Origin of the sequence: Acinetobacter sp. CFCC 11171, assembly GCF_003268405.1 — a bacterium.
GTDB lineage: Bacteria > Pseudomonadota > Gammaproteobacteria > Pseudomonadales > Moraxellaceae > Acinetobacter > Acinetobacter amyesii.
On record NZ_LQXP01000018.1, the window covers coordinates 59,078 to 69,701 of the forward strand.

The following is a 10,624-nucleotide window of genomic DNA, read 5'->3' on the forward strand; positions in this document are numbered from 1 at the left end:
TAAAACGTATAAATACAGACTGAGGATGAATTCAGCTGAATGAAACAATGGACTTATGTTGCGGCAGCGGCAGTGCTGTCGTTCAGTATGGGCGTCTCTGCTCAGGATGCATTACTTTCAGCTGAAGATGCTTTTCCTTTCTCGGTCGTCTCTGATCGTGCAGATCAGGCGGAGCTGAATTGGGATATTCCAGCGCATTATTATCTGTATCAGCACAAAATAGAGGTGAAGCAGGGCAATCAAGTTTTAGCTTTGGATTTGCCTGCTGCTGAGGATTTAAAAGACGATAACTATGGTCATACGCAGGTGTATTACCAACAGTTGAGTTTTAAAATTCCGACTCAAAAACTGCAGACCTATCAAGTCAGTTGGCAAGGCTGTGCCAAGGATCGGGTGTGTTATCCACCACAGAGCATCAGCTTTGAAACGGATGCTTCTGGCTTGGTCACACAGCAAAATCTTGCCAGTCCAAATAAACGCTTACTCGACTTCGCAGCAGAAAATACTGTCGAACAGCCTATGGCGAATCGTTTAGATCAGCAGCGGGCAGATAATGCTGCACTGGCTTCTGAACGTTATACTGCAAGCGACCAAATGTGGTCTAAAAAATTAGCGCAAAGCTCGATTTTTTATGGCTTATTGCTGTTCTTTGGTTTGGGTTTTTTGTTGGCTTTTACCCCATGTTCATTGCCAATGCTGCCGATTTTAACCTCACTGATTGTCCGCGACAGCCGAGGTTTAAAAGCATGGATGATTGCACTGACTTTTGTCACCAGTATGGCGATGGTGTATGCCATTCTCGGCTTGGTGGCATCGTCTGCAGGTTTGAATTTCCAGCGTTGGTTGCAACAACCCTCGACTTTAATTGCCTTTAGCGTGCTCTTTGTAGTTTTTGCCCTGAATTTATTTGGTTTATTTGAACTGAAATTGCCACGCAGTTGGGTCAATCGCTTAGACCAAGCGCAGTCGATGCAAAAGGGCGGTAGTCTCGTTGGCGCTGGAGTCATGGGGATGATTTCAGCATTGCTAGTCGGTCCTTGTATGACAGCACCGTTGGCAGGTGCATTATTATTCATTTCCCAAACCCAAAGTCAGTGGCAAGGTGCATTATTGTTATTCACCCTCGGCTTTGGCATGGGGACCCCGCTATTGTTGGCCAGTGTCCTTGGCTCACGGGTATTGCCTAAAGCGGGTTTGTGGATGAATCAAATCAAGGTGCTCTTTGCTTTCATCATGTTGGCATTAGCTTTGTATTTTATTCGACCATTGATCAGTGAAGCTTGGTTACAGTGGTTATCCCTTGCTCTGGGGCTGGTGTTTAGCGCTTATGTGCTTTGGCGCATTTTATGGCGCAGTACTCAGCTCAAATGGTTGTATATCTTGGTGTTCTGTGCAGCTGTACCTTATATTGTGTACAGTCAATATCAACACAGCCAACGTTTTTTAGTCGAAGAAAATCAACAACAAAGTGCTTGGCATGTGGCACATACAGCGGAAGAGTTTCAACGTTTGTTAAGTGAAATTCCTCAAGGTCAATCCGCGATTATTGATGTCTATGCCGATTGGTGTGTGGCCTGTCAGCCGATTGAACATAAAGTTTTAAAATCGGCAGCAGTGCAACAGGCTTTGGCACCATATTACTTAATTAAGTTAGATTTGAGTCAGTATGATGCAACCCATCAAGTACTGCTCAATCAATGGGATATTTTAGGGCCACCGACCTATTTATTTTTAGATACAGCGCATCAAGAGATACGTGGACTACGCTTAACGGGCGCTTTTAGCGAGAAAGAATTGCTAGCGCAATTGGAAAAATTTAAATCGCGTGGAGAATAAAAATGATGCAATTATATATTGCCAATAAAAACTATTCGACGTGGTCTATGCGACCGTGGTTGGTGTTACACGCGTTTAATTTACCCTTTCAAGAGATCTTGATTCCTTTTTCTGAAGAAGCAGATGGCGGAGCATTCAAGCAACAAATGTTAGCCCTACATGCCAATGGTAAAGTGCCCCTACTGCAACATGACGGTGTGATGATTTGGGACTCATTGGCAATTTGTGAATATTTGGCAGAGCAGTTTCAAGATCTTCCACTGTGGCCTAAAGATCCCGCGCAACGCGCATGGGCACGTAGTATTTGCGCGGAAATGCACAGTAGTTTTATGCAATTGCGTAGCTTATGCAGTATGAATCTGCAGGCGGATTATGGTCGTTATGGTCAGAGATTATGGTCTGAACATGCTGAATTACGTACTGAAGTAGCGCGAATCGAACAGATTTGGTCGAGTCGTCCTGCGGTGGATGGCTTTCTATGCGGTGAATTTAGTATTGCTGATGCGTTTTTTGCACCCGTGGTGACACGTTTACAGACCTTTCGGTTACCTGTGAGTGACAACACACAGCGTTATATGCAAAAGATTTTGCAGCATCCTTCTGTGGTGGCATGGATCACGGCTGCTCAACTGGAACAGCCAGTCCGTCGTATGGAACAGTATTTACGTTAAAAGCTCAACGCCACGTCTGACTTGTATAAAAGTTTTAAACCAAATGGCTAAAGCTTTGTTGTTCTGTGTACGCCATGACCATGTTACGACCACCAGCTTTAGCTGCATATAGCGCCTGATCTGCATGGGTCAGTAATTGTTGCGGTACCAATTCTGGCGTAGAAATCGCAATGCCAAAACTGGCTGTCACATGAATTGACTGACCGTCATGTCCCCAAATTTCAAGCTGCTCAATGGCTTTTCGACAGCGCTCTGCAATGAATATCGCTTGTTCTAAGTTAGAGTTTTTTAATACCAAAATAAACTCTTCCCCGCCAAAACGCCCAACCACATCACTACCGCGTAAATGTTGGTTTAATACTTGGCTGACGAGAATCAAGGTTTCATCGCCTTTATCGTGTCCGTATTCATCATTGATGCGTTTAAAATGGTCTAAGTCCAACAAGACCAGTGCATATGTATCTGTTTTAGCACTATCGAGCTGTTCCAAACACTGATTGATACTGCGTCGATTAAATAAATTGGTCAGTGGGTCGACTTGACTGAGTTTTTGAATCAAATGCTCACGGTGACGCCATTGGGTCAGTAAGATTTCAAATAAAGCCAGACAGGTTAATAAAATAGGAACAATGAAAAAGATCATTGAGAAGAGCCAAAAACTATTTTGATAGCCATAGGCATGAGGTTGAAAAATCGGGGCATAGGGAATAATGCCGCGAATACTTAAATACATGCAAATAGATAAAAAAATCGTGGCTGGAATCAGCATGCTATAGACGATTTTTCGTGTAAATAGCACTAATCCAACGGTCACTAGGCTCACGTAGGAGATCATGGTGGCTGGGCTCATGACACCAATTAAATAACCATCACGACATAAAGAAATGACGAATAAGCCGACCGAAAGATAAGGTAAAACAAGCTGAATTTTTTGGTTTTCTTTTCCAGCATAGCAAGGCCAAATCAATAGCACCATTAGGCTAAAAAAGACGATGTTGGTCCACAATTGAGAGTGGATGAGCTCAAGGTTAACCCACTGCCAAAGTTCTGGCGTGACATAAACATAAAATTTCCAAATGATCCAAAGCAGATGAATGGCTGAGCCAAGCATCAGCATGAGCATACACTTTTTCAGGATGCTCCAATTCATGACCACTTCATCTTCCAGTAAATACTGGGCGATTCTATTGCGAAGGATCATGTCACGTATGCTTGATTTCACCGTCATCCTGTGTCATTGCCCTGTTCGAGTTATCAGTTTTTTTCTTAAAGTTTATATAGATATCATTTTATAGGCTTACATTAGCATGAAAATTTACACTTGATAACGGTCAAGAACCGCTCAGTAATTTTAAATTTTTTACGAGTTTAAAAAGATTGTTCTAAAAATAAAACATAGTGTCATAAGGATCGGGATTATTCTATTTATGAAAAGTGATTACACTAGGCTCAAGTTAATAACAACAGCTTTAGGTTTTAGTCATGAAAATTTTGCATATTGATTCAAGCATCATGGGCGACGCTTCAGTTTCGCGTCAACTTAGCGCTGAAATTGTACAACAGCTACAGCAAAAACATGGGGATGCTGCACAGGTTCAGCATCTCGATTTAGCTGTACAGCAGATTCCACATCTCAGCAGTGAAATTTTGATGGGTCAGAATGCAGAACAATCGGCTTTAGGCGAGCAACTGTTACAACAGTATTTGGATGCCGATGTGGTTGTGGTTGGTGCTGCTATGTATAACTTCGGTTTGCCATCAACTTTGAAAGCATGGATAGACCGTATCAGTGTTGCAGGTCGTACCTTTAAATATACAGAACAAGGTCCAGTGGGTTTGGCAGGTGACAAAAAAGTCTATATTGCCAGCAGTCGTGGCGGTGTGTATGGCGATAACAGCCCTGTAGATTATCAAGAAGGTTTATTAAAAGCCGTGTTTAATTTTACAGGTGTCAGTGATATTGATGTGATTCGTGCCGAAGGTGTCAATATGGGACCAGATATGAAAGCACAGGCAATGGCGACAGCTCAGGCTCAAATTCAAGCCATTTAACAGATTGACATTTCCCTCTTAGGTCAGCATCTGCTGACCTTTTTTTATGGTGACTTTGATCCATTTCAGTGATTATTTTTCAGCGATTAATCCTGATCCAGTCGATGTGCAAAATCGGCTAAATCACTTAGCGCACGCTGTCCTTCTTCAAACCATGGGCTAAACATTTGGAAGTTATGCCACATGCCAGTGTATAACTTGAATTCGACATCTAGGCCGGCTTCTTCTGCTTTGACTTTAAAACGCTGCGCATCATCCAATAAAATTTCTTTAGAACCCACTTGAATATGAATCGGAGGTAGTCCTTTGAGCTCTGCAAAAAAAGGCGAGACCAATGGATCAGCTCGATCGACCGAGCGTGGTACATAATAATCAATACCTGTTTCGAGGGCTTCTATGCTTAACAGCGCATCATGCTTACGGTTATAGCGTAGGGACTCACTGCTCAGGGTCAAGTCTAAAAACGGTGACATCAACACCAAACCACTGACTTGTGGAAGCTGTTCCTGTTGAATTTTAAGGGCTAAGGCAAGCGCCAAGTTTGCACCACAAGAGTCGCCTGACAAAATAATGTCTTTGGCTTGAACCCCTTGATCTAATAACACCGCATACACATCAAAAAGGGCATCGAGTGCTTCAGGGAACTGTGCTTCTGGGGATAAAGGATAATCCAAATGTAACACTTGCATTTGCGTGCGTGCCGCAACTTGAGTCAGAAACGCCCGATGCGTGTTCATCGAACCCAAGAAAAATGCGCCCCCATGAATATGAAAAATGAGTTGGGTCGATGCCTGTTGTGGTTTGATTTCTTCGGCTTTTAAGCCGGCTAAGCGAATAGGACGAATTTGTACATCGGGGTTTTGGGGAAATGCACGACACATTTGTTCCAAAGCAAACCTTAAAGTATTGGGCGGTAAATTGAATTGGCTCGGCCCACGAATTGTGGTTTTTAAAATGCTTTCTGTAATCAGTTGTTTCGTCAGTGGCGATATCTTCATTGTCTTTCCATCTTTTTCTATTTTTGGAATCGTGTGAGCATATTTACCAACACAAATTACAAGGTTACACTAAACGGTCACATACAAAAATTGATAAATTGTTGTGACTTTTGGATACTAATGTCGTCTATATCAGACCAGGGAAATAAACAAAAATGAAAAAAATTGCACTAGCATTAGGATTGATGAGTTTAGCCGCATTTGCAAATGCTGCAGATCCGCTAAATGGTACAACTTGGAAAACCATTGATGATAAAACCAAGCAGCCAAAAGCGATTGTAAAATTCACTGAGCAAAAAAATGGTACGCTTTCTGCGAGCATTCAGTCAGTTTTGACGCCAGGTGAAGAGAACGCTTGTAAAAAATGTGAAGGCCCATATCACAATAAATCATTAAAAGGCTTACGTATTGTGACAGGTCTTAAAAATGTAGGTGGTACAAGCTATGAAGATGGTTCAATTTTGGATCCTCAATCAGGTAAAACTTACAAGTTAAAAGGTCAATTGGCTGATGGTGGCAAAAAACTAGAGCTTCGCGGCTTTATTGGCGTTGCTGCTTTAGGTCGTAATCAAACATGGATTCGTGCCAACTAATTTGACATGATTCAAACAAAAAAAGCCTGACAATGTCAGGCTTTTTTATAGCCTATTTTCAGCCACAATTGAACTAGAGCCGTGCATGAGTGTGATAAAAAAATTTATTTCAATGCACGGTAAGCGCTTTCATCAAAGCCAACCAATAAATCGCTACCTGTATCGAGTACAGGACGTTTAATCATGCTGCTATGCGCTATTAAACATTGAATCAAATTTTCTTCACTGGCTAAGGCTATCCGTTGCTCTTCTTCACTGAGTTTTTTCCATGTTGTGCCTTTTTTGTTGAGAATCACATCAGCGCCTTTGGCATCGAGCCATTTTTTTACGGTTTTAGCATCAATCGCTTGTTTTTTATAGTCATGAAATTCGTAGCTTAGGCCTAATTCGTTGAGCAAGTCGAAAGCTTTTTTCATGGTATTGCAGTTTTTGATGCCATAAATTTTAAGCATGAACAGGTGTCCTTAATTATTCAAACAATAAGATAAAAATACAATTCAGCATTATCCTACAGGCTAATTCATCAATGCTCAAAGCTCGATCTGGATGTGGATTGAGAAATAAAGGTTTTGCTGTAAAAGTCGCATGTAATAAATATTGGGTATTGTCATCAAAACGACATTTTGGTCTTTTAGAATAGCCTACAGAACAAAATGATGCTCAGAAAAGAAAGCGCTGCGATAACTAGAAAATTCAGCTTAAGGTTACATAGTCAAAAGTAGAAAGAAAGCGAGAATAAGAATTTGCTCTGCAGATCGAATTTTTAGCTGTTTTATTTGGGGGATGTTTGAGTCTATAGATGTGGGGACTAGATAAGAGAAAACCCGCATTTAATCATCCTGATCATGCGGGTCTCAATCCAACGTCCATTGTCACATCCTTGAAAACAAGCTAAATCATTTAGTTTGTTTTTATACTTCCTTCGGCGTCCAATCCTTTTATGTCATCCTGACATGTCCCTTTGCCGTGCGACCATAATGCTATGTTCAAGTTATGAGATAAATCCACAAATTCGTCATGTAATGTGAGAAATAAGCTCTAATTGAGTAAACAATTGTTTACTCAATTAATTGTTGGAAGCTTAAATTTTATAATCAATAATCACAGGGGCGTGGTCGCTAAACCATTCATCTTTAAATATCCAAGCATTGACTGTACGTTCTTTCCAGTCTGGTGAACATGCATGGTAGTCGATACGCCAACCCACATTTTTGGCACGCGCTTGTCCTCGGTTAGACCACCAAGAGTAAAGCTCGGCTTCTTTACGTACCTCACGGAAGGTGTCGACATAGCCAAGCTCATCATAAATATGATCGAGCCATGCACGTTCATGTGGTAAGCAGCCTGAAGCCTTTTGGTTCCCAGACCAATTTTTAATATCAATACGTTTGTGTACGATGTTGTAGTCACCGCAAACAATCACTGACTTATTTTCAGCACGCCATTGCTTCAAAATTTGTTGATATTCGCCTAAAAATAGGTCTTTGCGCGCCTGAGCTTCTTCACCCGATGAACCAGAAGGCAGGTAGAGCGAGCAAATATGTGCAGTTTGTCCAAGTCCTAAATCGAACTCAGCAGAAATAAAGCGGCCTTGAGTGTCTGCCAATTCAAAACCTAAACCATCTGTCACTGAAACAAAAGGTAGGCGGCTATAAATCGCAGTACCGGCATAGCCTGGGCGTTCTGCAGGGAAAAGGTGTGTAAACCAACCTTCGGGTTTAAATTTATCGGTCCATTGTTCATGGGTAATGCGGCTTTCTTGCATGCAGATGACATCGGCATCTGAAGTTGCCATCCAGTCAAAAATACCTTTTTTTTCAGCGGAACGCAGGCCATTCACATTAATTGAAACGACACGTAAAATTTTTTGATCACTTGGATAGCTACTCTTTGGTATCATGCTCAGGTTTAACCTCAAACTTAAAAAAATGGAGCACCTCATGACAGCGCAAGCGGCATTTAATCCACAAGCTTTTATCGAACTGGCATTATCACGTGGTGTGCTTAAATTTGGTGAGTTTACTTTAAAATCGGGTCGTGTGAGTCCTTATTTTTTTAATGCGGGTCTACTGAACGATGGTGAAGCCTTATCATTATTGGCTTCTGGCTATGCAGCTAAATTAACACAATGCGATAATGTGGAAGTGGTCTTTGGCCCAGCTTACAAAGGTATTCCATTTGTAGCAGCAACGGCTGTCGCACTGTCACAGAACCATGGTGTGAGCGTACCTTGGGGCTTTAACCGTAAAGAAGCGAAAGACCATGGCGAAGGCGGTGTATTGGTTGGTGCGTCTGTTGAAGGTAAAAAAGTCTGGATTATTGATGATGTGATCACTGCGGGTACAGCGATTCGTGAAGTAGTGACTATTCTGAAAAATGCCGGTGCACAAATTGCGGGCGTATTGGTGGCGCTAGACCGTCAAGAAAAAGGTCAGGGCGATTTGTCTGCGATTCAAGAAGTACAAAAAGAGTTAGAAATTCCTGTACATGCTTTAATCACTATGAAAGATTTAATGACTTTCTTAGAGGCTAAAGGTGAAACTGAAGCTTTAGCGAAAATGGAAGCGTACCGTGTGAAGTATGGGATCTAAGATTTTTTAGATTTTAAGGTTGTTAAAAAGGAAGCGGAAGCTTCCTTTTTTTGTGTAGTTTTGAGATTAGGAATGTTGAATTTAGCTAATCAAAAACGTGGAACAATTGATTGGTTGGTAGTAAAGAAACGTGAAAAATCATTAAAAAAGCCCAACCGGAGATGATGGGTTTTTTCTCTATTGTATAACACTATGATTTATAATAAATAAAAATAGAATTTCGTATAAGGTGTATTATGTTAATTTTAGGAAAGCTTAATAAATCCGTGTTTAAAAATTAAACTAGAAAGATTTTGTATTACTATCAATTTAGAATTTCTCTCTTATAAATCTTATTTAATGACGCTATCTTTTTGTATTGATGAAGCTATTTTATCAATGGTAGTACGAACACGTATTGGTAAGAAATTTGATCTTTTCCATACAATTTGAATAGGATAGTTAGTACTTGAATAGTTAGTAAGTAGGTGTATTAATTGACCACTTTGTATATATTCTTGAATCAACCAGGAAGGTAACCAACCAATTCCTCCATGCATTAGTACATAATCTAATATGCTTTTTATGTCATCCATTTGAACTTTATTTTTTGGCAAATATTTCATAGTTTTATGATGAGAACTTTGAAATATCCACTTTTCAAGCTGCCCATTTTTCAAATATCCAATAGTCTGATGGTTATCTAAATCTTTGATGCTCTCAGGAACCTGGTATCTTTTTAAATATTCAGGTGTGGCACAGAGCCACATTGCATGCTCAGAAATCTTTTTAACCATTAATTGACTATTATCTTCTAAATTACCAATTCTTATCACTAGGTCATAATTATCTTCAATTAAATCAATATAACGATCATTAAAAGAAAGAACCATATTCAAATTTTGATGTTCATCTGCTAAGTCTCTTAATATCGGAACTATGAACTTTTGTCCAAATAATACAGGCATAGAGATACGTATCATTCCCTGAATATTTTGATTATTACTTTCAAATAATGTCTCAGCTATTAATAATTCTTGTACAGCCCGCTGGCTATGTTCATAGAAAATACTACCTTCTTCTGTGAGAGCTAAATGACGTGTATCTCTGTTAAAAAGTACTACTCCAAGCTGTACCTCAAGCTTTGAAATCATCTTACTGACAGCGGAACGAGTCAGATGTAATTTTTCTGATGCTTTAGTAAAACTTCCTTGTTCAACAACACTAATAAATGCCATCAAACTTTTCAGATCATTAACACGCATATTAGTTCCAATTGGGAATCAATGAGTTGATTTATTATCACTTTTGTATCCAATTTATCAATGATAATCTAATTAAAATTCATATTAGGAACCTTACTATGAACAGAATTTTAGTTATCAAATCTAGTTTTATGCAGGAAAAATCTCTAAGTAATCAGCTCATTAATAAATATTTATATAGACGTAAGCAAAGTGGTTATGTTGACCAAATAATTGAACATGATCTAGGAGCTATGAACTTACCAGTATTAAACTTAGAGATATTTAATGCCTTACGTGGAGAGGCGAATGAAAAACCTGAGGTAAAAGCAGCAGTAGCTCTCTCTGATCAATTTATTCAAGAGCTGAAAGATTGTGATCTATTATTGATTGCAGCACCAATGTATAACTTAAATGTACCAACCCAATTAAAAAACTGGTTCGACTTAATTGCACGAGCACGAGTAACTTTTCAATATACAGAAACCGCACCCGTAGGATTAATTAAAGGTGTTAAATCAATTATCTTTAGTTCACGTGGTGGTTTTCATCAAGATCTTCCAACAGATGCTGTTACGGCATATTTAATAGCAGTATTAGGATTAATTGGTATTGATAAGGTAGATTTTATATATGCTGAAGGCACTGATATTAAACCAT

General features: G+C 39.8%; 11 protein-coding genes. 6 read left to right on the top strand and 5 right to left on the bottom strand.

The window, feature by feature from the left end:
- The first annotated feature begins 39 nt into the window (after positions 1 to 39).
- Together dsbD and AVJ20_RS10220 are read left to right on the top strand one after the other, a co-directional pair.
- Positions 40 to 1,836, top strand: coding sequence for a protein-disulfide reductase DsbD (gene dsbD, locus AVJ20_RS10215; protein WP_111885129.1), 1,797 nt, complete (start codon positions 40 to 42; stop codon positions 1,834 to 1,836).
- A 2-nt stretch (positions 1,837 to 1,838) separates the two neighbouring features.
- Positions 1,839 to 2,507 (top strand): glutathione S-transferase family protein, encoded by a 669-nt coding sequence (locus tag AVJ20_RS10220; RefSeq protein ID WP_111885130.1) that lies wholly within the window; start codon positions 1,839 to 1,841, stop codon positions 2,505 to 2,507.
- A gap of 34 nt (positions 2,508 to 2,541) precedes the next feature.
- Here the strand turns inward: AVJ20_RS10220 and AVJ20_RS10225 are convergent, their stop codons facing one another.
- Positions 2,542 to 3,708 (bottom strand): GGDEF domain-containing protein, encoded by a 1,167-nt coding sequence (locus AVJ20_RS10225; RefSeq protein ID WP_257223027.1) that lies wholly within the window; start codon positions 3,706 to 3,708, stop codon positions 2,542 to 2,544.
- Positions 3,709 to 3,989: 281 nt separating this feature from the next.
- Between AVJ20_RS10225 and AVJ20_RS10230 the strand changes: the two genes are divergently transcribed.
- Positions 3,990 to 4,559 (top strand): FMN-dependent NADH-azoreductase, encoded by a 570-nt coding sequence (locus tag AVJ20_RS10230; protein ID WP_078190588.1) that lies wholly within the window; start codon positions 3,990 to 3,992, stop codon positions 4,557 to 4,559.
- Between the two features lie 86 nt (positions 4,560 to 4,645).
- On the opposite strand, the gene AVJ20_RS10235 is transcribed toward AVJ20_RS10230, so the two are convergent.
- Positions 4,646 to 5,557 carry an alpha/beta hydrolase gene (locus tag AVJ20_RS10235; protein WP_078190587.1) on the bottom strand — a complete coding sequence of 304 codons (912 nt, stop codon included), beginning with the start codon at positions 5,555 to 5,557 and terminating at the stop codon, positions 4,646 to 4,648.
- Between the two features lie 155 nt (positions 5,558 to 5,712).
- Here AVJ20_RS10235 and AVJ20_RS10240 point away from each other — a divergent pair, with 155 nt between their 5' ends.
- Entirely contained in the window at positions 5,713 to 6,150 is a 438-nt protein-coding gene (locus tag AVJ20_RS10240) for a DUF2147 domain-containing protein (protein WP_078193227.1), read from the top strand.
- 104 nt (positions 6,151 to 6,254) lie between these two features.
- Here AVJ20_RS10240 and AVJ20_RS10245 read toward each other — a convergent pair whose 3' ends face one another.
- Positions 6,255 to 6,602 carry a Spx/MgsR family RNA polymerase-binding regulatory protein gene (locus AVJ20_RS10245; protein ID WP_111885132.1) on the bottom strand — a complete coding sequence of 116 codons (348 nt, stop codon included), beginning with the start codon at positions 6,600 to 6,602 and terminating at the stop codon, positions 6,255 to 6,257.
- Positions 6,603 to 7,231: 629 nt separating this feature from the next.
- A complete protein-coding gene (locus AVJ20_RS10250) occupies positions 7,232 to 8,050 on the bottom strand; it encodes an exodeoxyribonuclease III (protein WP_078193225.1) in 819 nt (272 codons plus the stop codon).
- Between the two features lie 40 nt (positions 8,051 to 8,090).
- Here AVJ20_RS10250 and pyrE point away from each other — a divergent pair, with 40 nt between their 5' ends.
- Positions 8,091 to 8,741, top strand: coding sequence for an orotate phosphoribosyltransferase (gene pyrE, locus AVJ20_RS10255; protein WP_111885133.1), 651 nt, complete (start codon positions 8,091 to 8,093; stop codon positions 8,739 to 8,741).
- 332 nt (positions 8,742 to 9,073) lie between these two features.
- On the opposite strand, the gene AVJ20_RS10260 is transcribed toward pyrE, so the two are convergent.
- Positions 9,074 to 9,985, bottom strand: coding sequence for a LysR family transcriptional regulator (locus AVJ20_RS10260; RefSeq protein WP_078194112.1), 912 nt, complete (start codon positions 9,983 to 9,985; stop codon positions 9,074 to 9,076).
- A gap of 98 nt (positions 9,986 to 10,083) precedes the next feature.
- On the opposite strand from AVJ20_RS10260, the gene AVJ20_RS10265 reads away from it, so the two are divergent.
- Positions 10,084 to 10,624 (top strand): FMN-dependent NADH-azoreductase (locus AVJ20_RS10265; RefSeq protein WP_111885134.1); only part of this gene is annotated, 541 nt, incomplete at its 3' end.

Excerpts from the sequence above, each read along its gene's own strand:
- pyrE (WP_111885133.1), top strand. The coding sequence starts at position 8,091 with ATGACAGCGCAAGCGGCATTTAATCCACAAGCTTTTATCGAACTGGCA.
- AVJ20_RS10240 (WP_078193227.1), top strand. The coding sequence starts at position 5,713 with ATGAAAAAAATTGCACTAGCATTAGGATTGATGAGTTTAGCCGCATTT.
- AVJ20_RS10235 (WP_078190587.1), bottom strand. The coding sequence starts at position 5,557 with ATGAAGATATCGCCACTGACGAAACAACTGATTACAGAAAGCATTTTA.
- dsbD (WP_111885129.1), top strand. The coding sequence starts at position 40 with ATGAAACAATGGACTTATGTTGCGGCAGCGGCAGTGCTGTCGTTCAGT.
- AVJ20_RS10245 (WP_111885132.1), bottom strand. The coding sequence starts at position 6,602 with ATGCTTAAAATTTATGGCATCAAAAACTGCAATACCATGAAAAAAGCT.
- AVJ20_RS10250 (WP_078193225.1), bottom strand. The coding sequence starts at position 8,050 with ATGATACCAAAGAGTAGCTATCCAAGTGATCAAAAAATTTTACGTGTC.
- AVJ20_RS10230 (WP_078190588.1), top strand. The coding sequence starts at position 3,990 with ATGAAAATTTTGCATATTGATTCAAGCATCATGGGCGACGCTTCAGTT.
- AVJ20_RS10220 (WP_111885130.1), top strand. The coding sequence starts at position 1,839 with ATGATGCAATTATATATTGCCAATAAAAACTATTCGACGTGGTCTATG.
- AVJ20_RS10260 (WP_078194112.1), bottom strand. The coding sequence starts at position 9,985 with ATGCGTGTTAATGATCTGAAAAGTTTGATGGCATTTATTAGTGTTGTT.
- AVJ20_RS10225 (WP_257223027.1), bottom strand. The coding sequence starts at position 3,708 with ATGATCCTTCGCAATAGAATCGCCCAGTATTTACTGGAAGATGAAGTG.